At 49.2% G+C, this 19,888-nt stretch carries 14 protein-coding genes; 12 read left to right on the top strand and 2 right to left on the bottom strand.

Going from position 1 to position 19,888, the window contains the following annotated elements; all coding sequences use genetic code 11:
- Nucleotides 1-150: 150 nt before the first annotated feature.
- Complete coding sequence (locus BUB85_RS00575) at nt 151-789, top strand: phosphoribosyltransferase (RefSeq protein ID WP_073103702.1); 639 nt, start codon at nt 151-153, stop codon at nt 787-789.
- A gap of 145 nt (nt 790-934) precedes the next feature.
- On the opposite strand, the gene BUB85_RS00570 is transcribed toward BUB85_RS00575, so the two are convergent.
- A complete protein-coding gene (locus tag BUB85_RS00570; RefSeq protein ID WP_073103699.1) occupies nt 935-1,558 on the bottom strand; it encodes a TetR/AcrR family transcriptional regulator in 624 nt (207 codons plus the stop codon).
- A gap of 164 nt (nt 1,559-1,722) precedes the next feature.
- Between BUB85_RS00570 and BUB85_RS00565 the strand changes: the two genes are divergently transcribed.
- Both BUB85_RS00565 and BUB85_RS00560 read left to right on the top strand, forming a co-directional pair.
- Entirely contained in the window at nt 1,723-3,831 is a 2,109-nt protein-coding gene (locus BUB85_RS00565; RefSeq protein WP_200803523.1) for an efflux RND transporter permease subunit, read from the top strand.
- A 51-nt stretch (nt 3,832-3,882) separates the two neighbouring features.
- Complete coding sequence (locus tag BUB85_RS00560) at nt 3,883-6,864, top strand: autotransporter outer membrane beta-barrel domain-containing protein (RefSeq protein ID WP_073103695.1); 2,982 nt, start codon at nt 3,883-3,885, stop codon at nt 6,862-6,864.
- A 184-nt stretch (nt 6,865-7,048) separates the two neighbouring features.
- Here BUB85_RS00560 and rpsT read toward each other — a convergent pair whose 3' ends face one another.
- Nucleotides 7,049-7,312, bottom strand: coding sequence for a 30S ribosomal protein S20 (gene rpsT, locus BUB85_RS00555; RefSeq protein WP_073103693.1), 264 nt, complete (start codon nt 7,310-7,312; stop codon nt 7,049-7,051).
- Nucleotides 7,313-7,589: 277 nt separating this feature from the next.
- Between rpsT and gpr the strand changes: the two genes are divergently transcribed.
- The 9 genes from gpr (at nt 7,590) to infB (ending at nt 19,887) form a co-directional block, all read left to right on the top strand.
- Nucleotides 7,590-8,579, top strand: coding sequence for a GPR endopeptidase (gpr, locus tag BUB85_RS00550; RefSeq protein WP_073103691.1), 990 nt, complete (start codon nt 7,590-7,592; stop codon nt 8,577-8,579).
- A 46-nt stretch (nt 8,580-8,625) separates the two neighbouring features.
- The gene (gene spoIIP, locus BUB85_RS00545) at nt 8,626-9,804 is read left to right on the top strand and encodes a stage II sporulation protein P (protein WP_073103689.1); all 1,179 of its coding nucleotides are present in this window, start codon (nt 8,626-8,628) and stop codon (nt 9,802-9,804) included.
- A gap of 157 nt (nt 9,805-9,961) precedes the next feature.
- Nucleotides 9,962-11,884: a DNA gyrase/topoisomerase IV subunit B gene (locus tag BUB85_RS00540; protein WP_073103687.1), complete on the top strand. Its 1,923-nt coding sequence runs from the start codon at nt 9,962-9,964 to the stop codon at nt 11,882-11,884.
- 239 nt (nt 11,885-12,123) lie between these two features.
- A complete protein-coding gene (locus tag BUB85_RS00535) occupies nt 12,124-14,367 on the top strand; it encodes a DNA gyrase/topoisomerase IV subunit A (RefSeq protein WP_073103685.1) in 2,244 nt (747 codons plus the stop codon).
- A 144-nt stretch (nt 14,368-14,511) separates the two neighbouring features.
- Nucleotides 14,512-14,979: a ribosome maturation factor RimP gene (gene rimP, locus BUB85_RS00530; protein WP_073103683.1), complete on the top strand. Its 468-nt coding sequence runs from the start codon at nt 14,512-14,514 to the stop codon at nt 14,977-14,979.
- Nucleotides 14,980-14,994: 15 nt separating this feature from the next.
- Nucleotides 14,995-16,173, top strand: coding sequence for a transcription termination factor NusA (gene nusA, locus BUB85_RS00525; RefSeq protein ID WP_073103681.1), 1,179 nt, complete (start codon nt 14,995-14,997; stop codon nt 16,171-16,173).
- 32 nt (nt 16,174-16,205) lie between these two features.
- Nucleotides 16,206-16,484 (top strand): RNase P modulator RnpM, encoded by a 279-nt coding sequence (gene rnpM, locus BUB85_RS00520; RefSeq protein ID WP_073103677.1) that lies wholly within the window; start codon nt 16,206-16,208, stop codon nt 16,482-16,484.
- 10 nt (nt 16,485-16,494) lie between these two features.
- Nucleotides 16,495-16,797 (top strand): ribosomal L7Ae/L30e/S12e/Gadd45 family protein, encoded by a 303-nt coding sequence (locus BUB85_RS00515; RefSeq protein ID WP_084533863.1) that lies wholly within the window; start codon nt 16,495-16,497, stop codon nt 16,795-16,797.
- 42 nt (nt 16,798-16,839) lie between these two features.
- A complete protein-coding gene (gene infB, locus BUB85_RS00510; protein ID WP_408607061.1) occupies nt 16,840-19,887 on the top strand; it encodes a translation initiation factor IF-2 in 3,048 nt (1,015 codons plus the stop codon).
- The last annotated feature ends 1 nt before the right edge of the window (nt 19,888 follow it).

Genomic DNA, 19,888 nt, shown 5'->3' with positions numbered 1-19,888 from the left:
GACAGCAGGTGTCAAGCTTGCGTGTGAATAGTAACACAGATGTTCAAAATCTTCAAAATAGCAGATTTTACGGCTGTTATTTTAATGTAGTAATGTGCTATAATTAAAAATATACAAAACCGGATAACCAATACGAAAGGAGCAGTTCATATGGAAGAAAAATTACAGATATTACGATCAGAGAAAAATCCAAAAGCACGTATCAAGTATGCGGCAGGACATTTTGTTACCACAAATGCACATGTGAATACATACATTGACATGTCTACTGTGAAGTGTCGTCATAACAATGCAAGAGAGACCGCAAAGGTGCTGGCGGTGAAGTACCTGAACACGCCGGTGAGTACCATTGTGTGTCTGGGGGATACCAATGTGATTGCTGCATTTATGGCCGCAGAACTGTCGGATATGCACCACGGCTACATCAACGATGGGATGAACATTTCCATTGTGACACCGGAGTTCAATCAGCTGGGCCAGATTATGTTCCGTGATGACAAAAAACGTCTGATCGAGGGACAGCAGGTGCTGATTCTGACAGCCATGCTGGTGACGGGAGCTACGATCAATAAGGCAATCGATGCGGTGCTGTATTACGGAGGAAGTGTTTGCGGAATCAGCTCCATATTCAGCAACGTATCAAAGGTGGCGGGTCTTGAGGTGAACACCGTGTTCGGCGCGGCGGATCTTCCGAATTATCAGGTATATAAACCACATGACTGTGTGCTGTGCCAGGCTGGAAGAAAAGTGGACGCGCTGGTGAACGGCTTTGGGTATTCAAAGCTGTAGGACAGCGCGATGGTCAGTCAGGGACAGGTTAAAATGGCAATTGGGGACGTAGCAAAGTTACAACTTTGCTACGTCCCCAATTGCCATTTTAACCTGTCCCTAATTGCCTGTTCGTTGTGGCTTTCTTTGATGCTGTAATGGATTGTTAGTCGGCAGGTGCCGCCTCAGATACGATGTGATTTCGAATGATGGCCCGTATGCTTTCGTTTAGATATGGCTTCAGTTCATCATAAGAAATCGGATCATTGTCAAGTATTGTGCTGTAGGAAGCAGAACTGGCCAGTTCGATAATGAGGAAAAGCATAGTCTCCGGAGCGCGGAGCTTTACGTCTGGGTTGTCCTCCAGCATCGAATGATAAAATTGGAGAAAATTAATCTCGGAAGTATTGTTGCCGGAAAACAATGCTTTTCTGAAAATTCCCCAGCTTAAGTTCTTAGATATGAATCGAAGCACCAGCTTATTCTCGCGCAGCTGATCGATGATGTAGTCGACAATAAAGATGATCTTATCCTCAAAAGAAGGAACGCTGCATTTATTCAGTGCAGAATAAGCGGAGATAAAAAGCTTCTCTGCGGTTTTGGCGATCAACCGGTCGCGAATATCATACTTGTCCTTAAAATACAGATAAAAGGTTCCCTTTGCGACACCGGCTTTCTGGACGATATCGTGAATAGAAGTCTTCTCGATTCCATTATTCATAAACAGGCCATAGGCACTCTCGAACAGTGCATTCAGTTTCTGTAGTTTGTTATCTTCAACTTTTCCCATAACAATCACCTCGTTTCTACTCGATTTCCTATATTATAAAATCAAAATGACCAAAAGTCAACTTTTTTGTTTTAGATTATTGACTTTTGGTCATTTTAGAGTTATAGTATCCATATCTTAAATGACTAGTGGTCATTTGTTGAAAAAGGGAGGCTGCCAATATGATGGTAAAACTGGGAAAAAAGATAGCGAAATACAGAGTTGTAATCGTAGTAGTTGCGGTATTGCTTCTGATTCCATCCATGCTGGGATATCTAAAAACGAGAGTCAATTATGATATCCTGTATTATCTTCCGAATGACATTGAGACGATGGTGGGACAGGATATTCTGAAGGATGAATTTGGAAAGGGTGCATTCGCAATGGAAGTTGTGGAGGGCATGTCAGCCAAAGACGTAACAGATGTGAAGAACAAAATTGCAGGTGTGGACGGAGTTGCGGATGTAATCGGATACGATTCAGCGAAGGAATCTGTTCTCCCCGCCAGTGTTCTGCCGGATGATTTCAAAAAAGTGTTTAAAAATGGCGATGCGACGCTGATGGCGATCTTTTTTGATGACACGACCTCCGCGGACGGCACCATGGATGCGATCACAGAGATCCGCAGGATTACAGGAAAGCAGTGTTATCTGAGCGGAATGTCAGCGGTGGTCACGGATACCAAGGCATTGTCGGAGAAGGAGACACCGATCTATGTACTGATTGCGGTGATACTCTGCTGTATCATTCTTGCGATCTTCATGGATTCTTTCCTGCTTCCGATACTCTTTATGATCAGTATCGGAATGGCAATTGTTTATAATCTGGGAAGCAACTATTTTCTGGGAGAGATTTCCTATATAACGAAAGCGCTGTCGGCGGTGCTCCAGCTTGGTGTCACCATGGATTACTCAATCTTCCTGTGGCATAGCTATCAGGAGAATCAGCTACGGTTCCCGGATGACAAGGAGCGGGCAATGGGGCATGCGATTTCCAACACATTTTCATCTGTAGTCGGAAGTTCTATCACAACAGTTGCCGGATTCATTGCACTGTGCTTCATGAGCTTTACACTGGGCGCGGATCTGGGAATCGTTATGGCGAAAGGCGTTGTGTTCGGTGTGATCTCCTGTGTTACCGTTCTGCCGGCCATGATCCTGATTTTCGACAAGGCGATCAAGCGCACGACACACCGATCCGTGATGCCGAACATGAACAAGATTGGGAGCTTCATCACGGATCACTATAAGGTGTTCGTGACGGCATTCTTGATCATCCTTGTCCCGGCACTGTACGGTTACACACATTCTTCCGTATACTACAATCTGGATACCACACTGCCGAAGGACCTGGCAAGTATTCAGGCGAATGAACAGCTGGAGAAAAATTTTGATATGAACTCCACGCATATGGTGCTGGCGGATGCAAATCTTCCGGCAAAGGATGCGAAAGCAATGCTAAATGAAATGTCAGCTGTAAAAGGTGTGAAATTCGCACTCGGACTCGACAGCATTATCGGTTCTTCCGTTCCAAAGAGTATGCTTCCGGATTCGATTCAGTCTGCATTGTCCAGCGATAAATGGCAGCTGATGCTGATCAGTTCTGAATACAAGGTGGCATCGGACGAAGTGAATGACCAGATCACCGAGCTGAACAAGATCGTGAAAAAATATGACAGGTCCGCGATGCTCATCGGCGAGGGCCCGTGTACCAAGGACTTGATCACCATTACCGACAAGGATTTCCAGGTGGTAAGTGCTGTATCCATTATAGCGATTTTCCTGATTATCGCTCTGGTATTCAAGTCATTTTCGCTTCCGATCCTACTGGTGTCAGTCATCGAATTTGCAATCTTTATCAACCTGGGGATTCCATATTATACAGGCGGTGTGATGCCGTTCATCGCATCCATCGTAATCGGTACCATCCAGTTAGGGGCTACTGTGGATTACGCGATTCTGATGACCACGAGATATAAGAAAGAGCGGAATCTTGGCAGGACAAAGCACGATGCGATACAGACTGCGCTCACGACGTCCATTCCGTCGGTGATCGTATCTGCGCTTGGATTCTTCGCGGCAACCTTCGGTGTTGGCCTGTATTCCAACATTGATATGATTTCCCAGCTGTGCGTGCTGATGGCACGAGGCGCGATCATCAGTATGTTTGTTGTGATCTTGATACTTCCATCCATGTTGATGGTGTTTGATAAAGTTGTCTGCGCGACAACCATTGGTATGAGACGGAACGGGAAAAAAACAAAAGACGATGGACTGGCAAAGGCGAATGCATAGACAGGTGTATAAAGTAGTGTGCAGATGTATCGATTGAAGGAGGACATAATCATGAAAAATAGAGAATATAAAAAATTATTGGCGGCAGCTCTGATGGTGGCAATGGTAGGGTCTATGATTCACACGACGACGTACAATTCCCATGCACAGGAGACCCCGACGGTGACGACGCAGGCGGCGGATACCGCGGAGCGTGATCTGGTAAACACGATCAAGGAGAGCACTTCATCCTCAAAGAACACGACGGCGGTACCGACGAAGGACGAGACCGTATATGCCAAGGTGGATGCCAGTGGTTCGGTTCAGTCGGTCACGGTATCGGATCAACTGAAAAATGTGACAGATGAGACGAAGATCACCGACGTGTCTATGCTGAAGGACATTGAAAATGTAAAAGGCGATGAGACATTTTCACGGAACAGCAATAAACTGACCTGGAACGGAGACGGGGCAGATATTGTTTACCAGGGGACTACAACAGTAAGTCTTCCGGTGGGGGTGAAGGTTATGTACACACTGGATGGCAGAGAGATCAGTGCGGATGAGCTGAAGGGGAAGAGTGGCCATCTGAAGATCAGATATGAATATATGAATATGACAGGGAGCACCGCGGCAAATTTTACACCATTTCTGATGGCGACCGGCGTTGTGATCGATACGGATATGTTCAACAATGTGACTGTGAAAAATGGAAAAATCTCCTCAGACGGAGACCGGGATCTGGTAATCGGGATGGGACTGCCACGCGTAAAAGCGGAGCTTGGTGCCGATGATCTGGATATTCCGGACTACTTCGAGATGGAGGCGGATGTGACAGATTACAAGGCACCGGAGGCGGTGACGATTGCCACGAATGAGATCTTTAATCAACTGGATACCAATGGATTCAGCAGTCTGGATGATCTGAAAGCTTCCATGATGAAGCTTGGCGATGCATCCAGACAGCTGGTAGAAGGCAGCGGCACACTCAGCAATGGAACCAGAACATTGAGAAGCGGGGCAGATACGTTGGCGGCTGGAACCAAAACGCTGGCAGCTGGTGCGGATACATTGCTGGCAGGTACAAGTTCTCTAGCAGAGGGAAGCGAAACACTGGCAGCCGGAAATGCTTCTCTGGCGGATGGACTGAAGCAGATGAAAGAACAGACGGCAGAGCTCCCGGCACAGACTACAGTACTGGTGGAGGGGCTAAGAACCGCGGAGGAAAGCACCAGCGCATCCAACACGGAAGGGCTGAGTGCCGGTGCCGGGACACTGGATGCTGGAGCGGGTGTGCTCCAGAGCGGAATAAAGACTGTGGGCAGTGGCATCGCAAGCCTGAATGCCGGATTTGCGGGTACGCAGGTGGCAAACGGAGCTCCCGGGCTGGTGGAAGGCTCCACGGCATTAAAGGACGGTGCGGCAAAACTGGCTTCCGGGGCAGCTGTGGCAGCCGCAGGTACTTCGGAGCTTGCAGAGGGTTCGGTAACGCTGGCGTCAGGGATACAGAGTGCCGGCACAGTAGTGGGGCAGTTGGAAACCGGCGCAGAGAATCTGGGTGCAGGAATGGGCATGGTAAAAACATATACGCAGATGGTTCTGGAGGATTATGGATATATTGCACCGGCGGCATCGCAGCTGGCGGCATCGGCACAGAACGTGGCAGATGAAGCTTCATCGCTCGAAGATGTCTCTGATCTGACGGAGAGTGCAGAGGCAGTGAAGAACAGTGCAGGTGAGGCGGCAGGTCAGGCTGCAGCGGCTGCGGACAGCGCGAACAGTGCGTCTACATCCGTGCAGGAGGCTCAGACAGCCGTGGATTCTGTGGGAAATGACACCAGTGGAACGGACAATGCGCTGGGGGTTCTTTACAGCATCAGCGGCAGTGAGGAGATTCCGGAGGATGTACAGGCAGCCATCAATGAGGCAATCGGAAATCTGGAGAGCCAGCAGGCGGCAGATGCGGCCACAAATGACGCACTGGCCTGCGCATCCGCAAGCATGGTCAATGCACAGACCGGGGTGGATGCGACTGCAGCTTCTGCCGAGGCACTGGGCGCTGCAGCAGGAAATGTACAGGAACAGGCGGCGGCGCTGCAGACTTTGGCACCGGATGTCCATGTGGATGCACAGCAGCTGAGTGAGGATGCAGCGGTGCTGGGGGAGACAATGACAGCTACCCAGCAGCATGTTATGGCGCTGCAGACATATGAGACCGCTGTTTCAGACGGGCTGAATGGCGACGGAGCGGAAAATCCGGGACTGATTGCGGGACTGCAGGGGCTGCAGGCCGGATTTGACGGCGAGGACGGTCTGGTCAACGGTGCGAACAAAATTACCGTTGGACTGAACGGCAATGGAACCGCGGCATATCCGGGATTAAAGGCAGGGACAGCAGCCATCAGTGATGGGCTGAATGCACCGGGTGCCGGATTGAAGGATGGTGCAGCGACATTGAATACCGGAATCCTGCGTGCGGCAGATGGCGTGGCGCAGCTGAATGCGGGGGTAAATACAGGCACAGCTGCAACGGACAGTCTGGTGGCGGGCGCGGCGAAACTAAAGGCAGGATCCAGCCAGTTGTTTACCGGAGTGCAGACTCTGGATGCAGGACTTGTGAAGCTTTATGCAGGATCACAGCAGCTCGCGGACGGTTCCGTGACTCTGGTCAAAGGAATCAGTGCAGCAAAAGATGGAGCAGATCAGGCGGCATCAGGGGCGGCAAGCGCGGCAGACGGTGCCGGTCAGGTGAATGATGGCACAGCCTCACTCAACACCGGACTGCGCACCTTACAGTCAGGAACCGGTGCGTTGGTCGACGGTGTACAGAAACTTGACGATGGTGCAGACACATTGAACAAAGGCATGATTGAATTTGATGAGACCGGAATCCAGAAACTGACCAAAGCATTTGACGGGGATATCGATGGGATGCTTAACAAACTAAATACCATGCTGGATGCATCAAAGCAGTACAAGAGCTTCTCCGGCATTTCGAATGATATGGACGGAAGTGTGAAATTTATCTTCATTTCCGATGCAGATACAAAATAAAGACACTGGAGAAAGCAGATGATCAGCCGGATAACCAGCTCGTTAGGGGACAGGTTAAAATTGCAATTGGGGACGTAGCAAAGTTACAACTTTGCTACGTCCCCAATTGCAATTCCAACCTGTCCCTAAAAACAAAAAAGACGTTCCCATGACGGTAGGAACGTCTTTTGAATGTCTATTCTAATTAAGCAATGTTGTTAACTGCTTTTGATAAACGGGAAATCTTTCTGGAAACTGTGTTCTTGTGGTAGATTCCTTTGCTTCCAGCTTTGTTGATTTCTACGATTGCTGTCTTGAGTGCAGCCTTTGCAGCCTCAGCATCTTTCTTTGCTACAGCAGTTTCGACAGCTTTTACAACTGTTTTTACTTTAGATTTGATAGATTTGTTTCTCATTGCTTTTGTTTCGTTTACGATAACTCTCTTTTTTGCAGATTTAATATTAGCCAATCTGTGCACCTCCAAATATGTGATATTATTCAATATGTTCATTTAACTTCGCTTCGCTGAACCCGGACACGGACGCCTCAACGAAACATACTCATTTATTCTATGCTAAGTTACGGGGGTTGTCAATACATATTTCTGAAAATTCTGTAAAAACTACAATTAAAATAAGGATTTAAAGTATGGGTTCAAAATAAAGATTCAGACAAATTTCAAACAGGAATCTAAAACAAGAATCGAAAACAGGAAAATCCGGAAAAAGAGGAAAAGGAGAAAAAGAATGGTTGAGAAATACAATGTGCGGACCGACCTTGCGCTGGAAGAACGGGAACGTTTTGAGTCAGACAATATCGAGGTGAAGGGGGTGGAACTGGAGGAGTCCTACGACGAGGAGAAAGAAATTCGCATCAGCAAGGTGATCATCCGGACGGAAAAGGGCGCCAAAACCATGGGGAAACCGGTGGGGACATACCTGACACTGGAGGCACCGAACATGGTGAACCCCGATGAAGGATATCACAGGGAAATCTCGGTGGAGATTTCTGCATTTCTCAAGGGCCTGATTGATGAGCATCTGCCTTGTCACAAGGAACATAACGTTCTGATCATCGGTCTGGGCAACCGGGAGGTGACACCGGATGCGCTGGGACCGTATGTGGTGGATAATCTGAATATCACGAGACACATTATCCGGGAGTACGGAAAATATGCCTCCGGAACAGAGCATCCCAGTCTGGTCAGCGCGATTGTGCCGGGCGTGATGGCGCAGACCGGGATGGAGACCGTGGAGATCGTCCGCGGAATCGTGGAGGAGACGCACCCGGACCTGGTCATTGCGGTGGATGCACTGGCAGCGAGAAACAGCAGAAGACTTAACCGGACGATTCAGATTGCAGATACCGGAATCCGCCCAGGTTCCGGTGTGGGCAACCATCGGCATGGTCTGACCAGAGAATCGGTGGGAGTCCCGGTCATTGCCATCGGAGTGCCCACCGTGGTGGATGCGGTGACAATCGTAAATGATACGATGGAGAATCTGGTGCAGGCGATGGAGAGCTCAAAAGCTCTGAAGGGAGTGGGAAATGTGCTGAAGTCTTACAGTGACGCAGAAAAATACGAACTGATCAGTGAACTGATCTCCCCCCATCTGAACGGAATGTTTGTGACTCCGAAAGACATTGATGAGATGGTGAAGCAGACAAGCTACATGATTTCGGAGGCACTTAACATGCTGTTCCAAAATGTACAGGAGGCATGTATACAAAAATGAAATGCTTCATATAGTAGTAGATAAGCAGGGATAGACAGGGGAAAATGTGAAGAAAAAGAAAATTTCACGGGTCGGACAGATTCTATGGTCCGTTGCGGGGCTGCTGATTCTTGGATATATTGCCCTTGGTTCGTGGCGTCTGGGATGGATTCAGCTTCAGGATCAGATCCGGAGTGAGACGGAGAAAATATATCTTACCAGGCTGTACTATATACAGAATCCACCGGAGCAGAATATCCATCAGCAGATTACAGAGAAAGCCTGGCAGATGATTCCCTATATCGGCTATATGAAGCAGCTTCTCAGTCTGGAGCCGGAAATCGAGGATGTGGAGACCATCCAGTGGATTCTCAAATGTCAGGCAGAGGACGAAAATGCAATCGATCAGGACGGAAATCTGGTGGGAGAGGAGACGGCCGAAGCACAGCAGGTACAGGCGCAGCCGGTAGTGCCGCAGATGGATCTCTCGCTGGAGAGCCTCCGGGACTTTGACTATCTCCTCAGCAATTTCTATACCGTGGATTCTGGGACAATGATCGATGCCAATCAATTGAATGTGGATGATCTGCTGAGCAGGAGCATGAAAATAGATCTTCAGACGGGCGGTCCGAAGATCCTGATCTTTCACACCCATTCCCAGGAGGAATTTGTCGATTCGGTGCCGGGGGATCCGGCGACGAGTATTGTAGGTGTGGGCGAGTATCTGACCGAACAGCTGAACGCAAAAGGGATTCCAACCATTCATCACGACGGAATTTACGATATTATCAACGGGGAACTGGATCGGAGCAATGCCTATGAGTATGCGGAGGCGGGGGTCCGACAGATTCTGGCAGAAAACCCGACGGTAGAGGTGGTCATCGATCTGCACCGGGATGGGGTGGGGGAGGACACCCATCTGATCACGGAGGCTAACGGGAAACAGACGGCAAAAATCATGTTTTTTAATGGTCTGAGCAGAACTCGAACCATGGGAGACATCGATTATCTGTACAATCCGTATATTCAGGATAATCTGTCCTTTTCCTTCCAGATGCAGATGGCCTGTGAGGCCATGTATCCGGGGTTTGCCCGCCATATTTACCTGAGGGGATACCGCTACAACCTTCATTTGATGCCAAAATCTCTGCTGATCGAGGCCGGAGCACAGACCAATACGGTGGGGGAGATGAAAAATGCCATGGAAGTCCTGGCGGATACGCTGTATCGTGTGCTGGTCGAGTGAAAAGAAATTTGAAAAGCCCGGGATTGTGTGATATTATAGGTTTTACGAGAAAATCTGCCGGGCGTTTGCAAAGAGGCGGCGAAGTGGACTGGGAGTGCCCGCTTTTCTGTGGGAAAAGAGCGTGTACCAATGAGGCAGACGGAAGGGAATTGGGAAAATGGCAAAAAAAACTACGTATGATGCGGGAAGTATTTCAATACTGGAAGGACTGGAGGCGGTCCGGAAAAGACCGGGGATGTATATCGGAAGTGTGTCCACGAAGGGACTGAATCATCTGATCTATGAGATCGTGGACAATGCGGTGGATGAACACCTTGCGGGCTTCTGCAGTGAGATTCATGTGACACTGGAGGCAGACGGTTCAGCGACAGTGGAGGATAACGGCCGTGGAGTGCCGGTGGATCTGCATGCCACCGGAGTGTCTGCGGAGCGTGTGGTCTATACCACACTGCATGCGGGTGGAAAATTTGACGATTCTTCCTACAAGACCAGCGGCGGACTCCATGGAGTGGGTTCTTCGGTGGTCAACGCTCTGTCCGCCTATATGGATGTGAAGGTCATGCTGGGCGGTGAGATCCATCATGACCGCTATGAGAGAGGAATCCCGGTGATCGAACTGGAGGACGGGCTTTTGCCGGTCATCGGCAAGACGAGAAAGACCGGTACGATTGTAAATTTTCTGCCGGATGACACCATTTTTGAGAAGACAAAGTTCCGTTCTGATGAAGTGAAGAGCCGTCTTCATGAGACCACCTATTTGAATCCGGAGCTGACGATTATTTTTGACGACAAGCGTCAGGATGAGCAGGAACACATCGTTTTTCATGAGCCGGACGGAATCCTCGGTTTTATCAAGGAACTGAATAATAAGAAGGAAATCGTTCATGAGCCTGTTTATTTCAAAGGAACCGCGGAGGGGATCGAGGTGGAAATCGCATTCCAGTATGTCAACGAGTTCCATGAAAATGTACTTGGTTTCTGCAACAATATCTACAATGCGGAGGGCGGAACCCATCTGACAGGATTCAAGACCACATTTACTACGGTCATGAATCAGTATGCCAGAGAGCTGGGGGTTCTCAAGGATAAGGACGCCAACTTTACAGGGGCAGATATCCGAAACGGGATGACGGCCATCGTCTCCATCAAGCATCCGGACCCAAGATTTGAGGGGCAGACGAAGACGAAGCTGGATAACCCGGATGCATCCAAGGCTACGGGCAAGGTGACAGGCGATGAGATTGTACTCTATTTTGACCGCAATCTGGAAAATCTGAAAAAGGTGCTGAGCTGCGCGGAAAAGGCTGCGAAGATCCGCAAGACCGAGGAGAAGGCGAAGACAAATCTGCTGACGAAGCAGAAGTATTCCTTCGACAGCAATGGAAAGCTTGCCAATTGCGAGAGCAGGGACGCCAGCAAGTGTGAGATCTTCATCGTGGAGGGAGATTCCGCCGGAGGTTCGGCAAAGACAGCCCGAAACCGGATGTTCCAGGCAATTCTGCCAATCCGCGGAAAAATCCTCAATGTGGAGAAAGCGAGCATCGATAAGGTGCTCGCCAACGCGGAGATTAAGACCATGATCAATGCCTTCAACTGTGGGTTTTCGGAAGGATATGGCAACGACTTTGATATCAGTAAGCTGCGTTATGACAAGATCATCATCATGGCCGATGCCGATGTGGACGGCGCGCATATTTCCACATTGCTTTTGACGCTGTTCTATCGGTTCATGCCGGAGCTGATCTACGAGGGACATGTCTATATCGCCATGCCGCCGCTCTACAAGGTGATGCCGAAAAAGGGCGAGGAAGAGTACCTGTATGATGACAAGGCTCTGGAGAAATACCGAAAGACCCACGACGGCGGCTTCACATTGCAGCGCTACAAAGGTCTCGGTGAGATGGATGCCCAGCAGCTTTGGGAGACCACTCTGGATCCGGAGACCCGGATGCTGAAGCTGGTGGAGATCGAGGATGCCCGCATGGCGTCCTCGGTGACAGAGATGCTGATGGGTTCGGAGGTACCGCCGAGAAAAGCATTCATCTACGAGAATGCGACAGAGGCGGAGCTGGATATATAACATACGCGACAGCAAAGAGCAGTGCCAGCAGGTAGTGACAAGTGTTTACGTTGTGCTTGCACATAAGTAAATACTTGTCGCTACCTGCTGATAGGGCGAAAGCCCGCGAGTGAGATGAAGCGGAGCGGAATCGAACGCCACTGCGGACAACATGATAAAATGAGCGTTAGTGAGCCAAGCACTTGCATTTGGCGAACGACGATATATTCAAAACCAAATACATATAGGAGAGAAGCAAAATGAGCAGTGATTCACAGATTATCAGAACCGAATACTCGGATGTTATGAAAAAATCGTACATTGATTACGCCATGAGCGTCATTGTGGCGCGTGCCCTTCCGGATGTGCGTGACGGCTTGAAGCCGGTACAGAGAAGAACGCTGTACGACATGCATGAGCTGGGGATCCGGTATGACAGACCATATAGAAAATGTGCCCGTATCGTGGGAGATACCATGGGTAAATATCATCCACATGGCGACAGTTCTATCTATGATGCCCTTGTGGTGATGGCGCAGGACTTTAAAAAAGGGATGATCCTGGTCGACGGCCACGGTAATTTTGGCTCCATCGAGGGGGATGGAGCGGCGGCCATGCGTTATACAGAGGCCAGATTGTCCAAGCTGACACAGGAAGTATACTTGTCTGATCTGGATAAAGATGTGATTGACTTTGTTCCCAATTTTGATGAGACGGAGAAGGAGCCGGAGGTGCTCCCTGTCAAAATACCCAACCTGCTGATCAACGGTGCGGAGGGGATTGCGGTGGGAATGGCGACCAGCATCCCGACACATAATCTGGGAGAGGTCGTGGATGCCGTCAAGGCGTACATGAAGAACAACGAGATTACCACGAAGCAGTTATTACATTATGTAAAGGGACCGGATTTTCCGACTGGTGGAATCGTGGTCAACAAGGATGACCTGTACAGTATCTATGAGACCGGTCAGGGGAAGATCAAGGTCCGCGGCAAGGTGAATGTGGAGGAACTGAAGGGCGGCAAGAAGCAGCTCGTGATCTCCGAGATTCCATATACTATGATCGGTGCGGGAATCGGAAAATTCCTGAATGATGTCTGCAATCTGGTTGAGACGAAAAAGACTGGGGACATTGTAGATATCTCCAACCAGTCTTCTAAGGAAGGTATCCGGATCGTGCTGGAGCTAAAGCGCGGTGCGGATGTGGAGAATCTGAAGAACATGCTGTACAAGAAGACACGTCTGGAGGATACCTTCGGGGTGAACATGCTGGCGGTTGCGAACGGAAAGCCGGAGACCATGGGGCTGAAATCCATTATTGAGCACCATGTGGACTTCCAGTTTGAGCTTGCCACAAGAAAGTATAAGACACTTCTTGCAAAGGAACTGGATAAGAAGGAGATTCAGGAAGGACTGATCAAGGCTTGTGACGTCATCGACCTGATCATAGAGATCCTTCGCGGAAGTAAGAGTGTGAAGGATGCGAGAGCGTGTCTGATCAGCGGCCAGACAGAGAACATTACATTTAAAAGCAGCATTTCCAAAAAGATGGCTGCCATGCTGCGTTTTACCGAGCGGCAGGCGACTGCGATCCTGGAGATGCGTCTTTACCGGCTGATCGGTCTGGAGATTGAGGCACTGCAGAAGGAGCACGCGGAGACTGTTGCCAATATTGCAAAGTATGAGGATATTCTCAACAATTATGATTCCATGGCGGAAGTGATCATGGAAGAACTGGATGGCTGCAAAAAGGAATACGGCAGAAAACGCCGTACGGTCATTGAGAATGCAGAGGAGGCTGTCTTCGAGGAGAAGAAGATCGAGGAGCAGGAGGTAATATTCCTGATGGACCGCTTCGGATATTCCAAGACCGTGGATGTGGCAGTGTACGAGAGAAATAAAGAGGCGGCGGATGCGGAGAACAAGTACGTGGTTCCCTGTATGAATACAGGGCGGATCTGTCTGTTTACAGACAAGGGCCAGATGCATCAGGTGAAGGTGCTGGATATTCCTTACGGGAAGTTCCGGGACAAGGGCACACCGATTGACAATATCAGCAATTTCAGCAGCAGCGAAGAGCAGATCATTTTTATCTGTGATTCGGAACAGACTCGTTATGGAAAACTGTTGTTCTCGACGAAAAAGGGAATGATCAAAAAGGTGGATGGGTCAGAATTTCAGGTGGTGAAGCGCAGCATTGCGGCGACGAAGCTTCAGGAGGATGACGAACTGCTGGACATCCATGTGGTGACAGACAACCACCATGTGGTGCTGCAGACAAAGAATGGTTTCTTTCTGCGGTTTACGGCGGCAGATGTGCCGGAGAAGAAAAAGGGTGCCGTGGGTGTCCGTGGAATCAAGCTGGGAAGAGGCGATGTCCTGGAACAGGTGTATCTGTTTGAAGAGGGGACAGAGATGAAGGTGGAGTACCAGAAAAAAGAAGTGACTTTGAACCGCCTGAAGCTGAGCAGTCGTGATACAAAGGGTGTGAAGAACCGCGGATAGAGCCTCTGTACCAAATTCGTTTGACACTTCCCCTTGCATTCAAGGGGATTGTGTGCTATTATAATCTAGAGTTATATAGGAAATCGGCGGAAGAGTGGACAAATGAGTCCACTCTTCTTTGTTGGAATGGAGGATGAATAGAGATTGTCTAAGAAGGAAAGCTATGAACAGAGGACAGAAGAACTATTAACACCAATTGTGGAGGAGAATGGTTTCGAATTGGTGGACGTAGAGTACGTGAAGGAAGGCGGCACATGGTATCTGCGCGCCTACATCGACAAGCCGGGCGGGATTGCAGTCAACGATTGTGAGCTGGTCAGCCGCGCCTTTTCGGAGGTGCTGGACAGAGAAGACTACATTGAGGATGCTTATATCTTCGAGGTGAGCTCACCGGGACTTGGAAGGCCGTTAAAAAAAGAAAAAGACTTTGCGAGAAGTGTGGGAGAAGAGGTAGAACTCAGGACATACCGCGCCATCGACAAACAAAAAGAGTTTATTGGGATCCTGAAGGATTATGATAAAGATACAGTAACGATTGAATACGAAGATGAAACGACACAGATTTTTGAAAAAGCCGATATAGCGTTGATTCGATTAAGTTTTGATTTTTAGGAGGAGAAAAGAAAAATGAACACAGAGTTATTAGAAGCATTGAATATTCTGGAAGAGGAAAAGAATATCAGCAAGGACACCATGATGGATGCGATCGAGAATTCATTGATCAACGCCTGCAAGAACCACTTCGGAACATCCGATAACATCAAAGTCATCATGGACAGAGAGACCTGTGATTATTCAGTGATTGCGGAAAAAGAGGTTGTGGAGGAAGTGTTTGATCCTGCGATTGAAATCAGCGAGGAAGATGCACAGGAACTGGACTCCAGATTGAAAATCGGCGACGTGGCACAGATTCCGGTGGAATCAAAATCCTTTGGCCGTATCGCAACCCAGAACGCCAAGAACCTGATTCTCCAGAAGATCCGTGAGGAAGAAAGAAAAGTGGTGTACGATCAGTATTTTGAAAAAGAGAAAGATATTGTTACCGGTATCGTGCAGCGCTATGTTGGCAAAAATATCAGCATCAACCTCGGTAAGGCGGACGCCATGCTCACAGAGAACGAGCAGGTGAAGGGGGAGACCTTCCAGCCGACTGAGCGTATCAAGCTGTATGTTGTGGAAGTCAAGAATACACCGAAGGGACCGAAGATCCTGGTTTCCCGTACACATCCGGAACTTGTAAAGCGTCTCTTTGAATCGGAAGTTGCCGAGGTGAAGGACGGAACGGTGGAGATCAAGAGCATTTCCAGAGAGGCAGGTTCCCGTACCAAGATTGCTGTATGGTCCAACGACGAGAATGTGGATCCGGTGGGGGCGTGTGTCGGCATGAACGGTGCCAGAGTCAATGCCATTGTCAATGAGCTGCGCGGTGAGAAGATCGACATCATCAACTGGAGCGACAATCCGGCCCTTCTGATTGAAAATGCACTGAGTCCGGCAAAGGTCATCTCCGTTGCGGCCGATCCGGATGAGAAGATGGCGAGCGTCATCGTACCGGATTACCAGCTGTCACTGGCCATCGGTAAGGAAGGTCAGAATGCGAGACTGGCGGCAAGGCTGACTGGATACAAGATTGACATTAAGAGCGAGACGCAGGCGGTAGAGTCCGGGGAACTTCCAGAGGACTATCTTGAGCAGATGGCGATGATGGAAGACGAGTACGATGTGGATGTGGAAGAGACACTGGATGATGCAGAGCCGGGTACAGAAGAGATGCTGGACGATGTAGAGATGGATGTGGAAGAATAGAGAATATCTACTCTGATATGAGGTGATAGAGTTTGAGCAGTAATAAGAAGATCCCAATGCGAAGATGCGTGGGATGCGGTGAGATGAAAAGTAAAAATACGATGATGCGTGTGCTGAAGACATCCGATGATGAGTTTGTATTGGATACGACCGGAAAGAAGAACGGCCGGGGAGCTTATCTTTGTTTTTCAAAAGAATGTCTGGAAAAAGCAATTCGGCAGAAAGGGCTGGAACGCTCTTTCAAGCAGGCAATTCCCTCCGAAGTTTACGAGACGCTGCAGAAGGAGATGGGAAAATTTGAGGCAGAGTAAGGCACTTTCGATGATCAGTCTGGCGACGAAGGCAGGCAAGACCGTCAGTGGGGAATTTGCGACCGAGAAGGAAGTAAAGACCGGCAGAGCGGTGCTTGTGATCGTTGCGGATGACGCATCAGATAATACAAAGAAGAAATTTAATAACATGTGTGATTTCTATAAGGTTCCAATATATTTTTACAGTGATAAAGATACTTTGGGGCATGCGATGGGAAAAGAATTCCGGGCGACACTTGCGGTCCTGGATGAAGGATTTGCAAAAGGAATCAGGAAGCATTTGGAGACAGAAAGGGAATCCCTGGCAGATTAGAAGATTGCATGGGAACAGGAGGTTGTGTTAAGTATGACAAAAATGAGAGTACATGAATTAGCGAAAGAACTGAAGATGGATAATAAAGAACTGCTTACGATTCTGGCAAAACAGAATATAGAAGTGAAGAGTCACATGAGTACGATCACAGACGAAGACGTTGCGAGAGTAAAAGGCAGTGTTTCCGCTAAACCGGTGAGAAAATCAGCGGACGCACCGAGAACCGAGGCACCAAAGAGCGTGGCACCGAAGGCAGAAGCACCAAAGGCAGAAGCACCGAAAACAGAAGCGACGAAAACAGAAGCGACGAATGCAGAGGGAACAAAATCAGACGAGGCGCCGAAAAAGAAGCATATCGTGCAGGTCTTCCGCCCGCAGAATTCAAAGAACGGAAACAGAGTACAGAATAACAGACCGGCAGGACAGTCAGCCGGTGGACAGAATACAAGAACAGCGGGAACCGCGCAGGGACAGCGCCCGGCAGAAGGACAGAACCGTCCGGCAGCCAGCCAGGGACAGAGACCGGCAGGCCAGGGACAGCGGACATCCGGAGGAAACCAGGAAGGGCATTCAAGCAATTATCAGGGGAACCGCCCAAGCAGCAACTATCAGGGAAACCGTCCGAATAATAACTACCAGGGAAACCGTTCCGGAGGAAATCAGGAAGGACATTCAAGTAATTATCAGGGAAACCGTCCAAGCAGCAACTATCAGGGGAATCGTCCGAATAGTAACTATCAGGGAAATCGTTCCGGAGAAAATCAGGAAGGCCGTCCGAGCAGCAACTATCAGGGAAACCGTCCAAACAATAATTATCAGGGGAACCGCCCGAACAGCAATTACCAGGGAAACCGCCCGAACAACAATTACCAGGGAAATCGTCCGGGAGGAAATCAGGAGGGGCGTCCAAGCAGCAATTATCAGGGAAACCGTCCAAACAATAACTACCAGGGGAACCGCCCGAACAGCAACTATCAGGGAAATCGTCCGGGAGGAAATCAGGAAGGCCGTCCGAGTGGCAACTATCAGGGAAACCGCCCGAATAACAACTACCAGGGGAATCGTCCGAACAATAATTATCAGGGAAATCGTCCGGGCAACAGCCAAGGGGGAAGACGTGATGAAAAACGTGACGAGAGAAGTACTGTTGCAGCAGTGATCGGCGAGCAGAAGCCACAGCGCAACAAAACGAAAGACAAAGAAAAAGACTACAAGAAAAAAGATTACAGAGACAATGATTTCGGTGGAAAAGGCCGCAAGGGCAAGAAGCCAAACAATACAAATACGGTGCAGAAGCCGCAGCCGAAGGCACCTGAGAAGAAGGAAGAAGTAATCAAACAGATCATTCTTCCAGAGACACTTACAATCAAGGAACTGGCAGATAAGATGAAGATTGTTCCATCTACCATTGTCAAGAAGCTGTTCCTGGCGGGAAAAGTGGTGACATTGAACCAGGAGATCGACTACGAGACAGCCGAGGAAATTGCACTGGAGTACGAGGTACTCTGTGAGCATGAGGTGGTTGTCGATGTGATCGAGGAACTTCTGAAAGAGGAGGAAGAGGACACCGAAGCTATGGTGAAACGTCCTCCGGTAGTCTGCGTGATGGGTCACGTTGACCACGGTAAAACTTCCCTTCTGGATGCAATTCGCGACAGCAATGTCATCGACCGTGAGGCCGGTGGAATTACACAGCATATTGGTGCATCGGTTGTGGAAGTGAACGGCGAGAAGATTACTTTCCTCGACACACCGGGACATGAGGCATTTACCGCAATGCGTATGCGTGGTGCAAACTCAACGGATATCGCGATTCTTGTTGTCGCAGCAGACGACGGTGTAATGCCGCAGACCATCGAGGCAATCAACCATGCGAAAGCGGCGGAAATCGAGATCGTGGTGGCAATCAATAAGGTTGATAAGCCGAGTGCCAATGTGGAGCGAGTAAAACAGGAATTGACAGAATACGAACTGATTCCGGAGGACTGGGGCGGCAGCACCATCTTTGTTCCGGTATCCGCACATACAAAAGAGGGTATCCCGGAACTGCTTGAGATGATCCTTCTGACAGCAGAGGTAATGGAACTGAAGGCGAACCCGGAGCGTAATGCGAGAGGTCTTGTCATCGAGGCGGAGCTGGATAAGGGAAAAGGCGCCGTGGCAACGGTACTTGTGCAAAAGGGTACACTGCATGTCGGCGATTCCATCGCGGCAGGTTCCTCACACGGACGTGTGAGAGCCATGATGGACGACAAGGGCAGACGCGTGAAGACCGCAGGCCCATCTATGCCGGTTGAGATTCTCGGTCTGAATGACGTACCGAATGCCGGAGAAGTATTTGTTGGCTGTGAGAATGAGAAAGAGGCAAGAAGCTTTGCTGAGACATTTATCTCTCAGGGAAGAGTGAATATGCTTGCAGACACGAAGTCAAAGAACATGTCTCTGGATGACCTGTTTACACAGATTCAGGAGGGGAACTTAAAGGAGCTTGGCATCGTCATCAAAGCAGACGTTCAGGGTTCTGTGGAGGCAATCAAGCAGAGTCTTCTGAAGCTGTCCAACGACGAAGTAGTCATCAAGATCATTCACGGTGGTGTCGGAGCTATCAACGAATCCGATGTCATTCTGGCATCTGCGTCAAACGCGATCATCATCGGATTTAACGTGCGTCCGGATGCGACGGCGAAGGAGACGGCAGACAGAGAGGGCGTTGACCTGAGACTGTACCGTGTCATTTACCAGGCAATTGAGGATGTAGAGGCAGCCATGAAGGGAATGCTGGATCCGATCTTCGAGGAGAAGGTCATCGGTCATGCAGAGGTACGCCAGACGTTCAAAGCGTCCGGAGTCGGAACCATTGCCGGTTCTTATGTACTGGATGGTCTGTTCGAGAGAGGCTGTTCAGTCCGCGTGACAAGAGATGGCATTGTGATATTCGATGGCCCGCTCGCTTCACTGAAACGTTTCAAGGATGATGTGAAGGAAGTCAAAGCCGGATATGAGTGTGGATTTGTATTTGAAAACTTCAATGACGTAAAAGAAGAAGACCTCGTGGAGGCTTACAAGATGGTTGAAGTTGAAAGGAAATAAA

This window comes from Hespellia stercorisuis DSM 15480 (genome assembly GCF_900142165.1).
In the GTDB taxonomy this organism is placed as follows: domain Bacteria; phylum Bacillota; class Clostridia; order Lachnospirales; family Lachnospiraceae; genus Hespellia; species Hespellia stercorisuis.
This window is presented reverse-complemented; position numbering and strand designations above follow the sequence as displayed.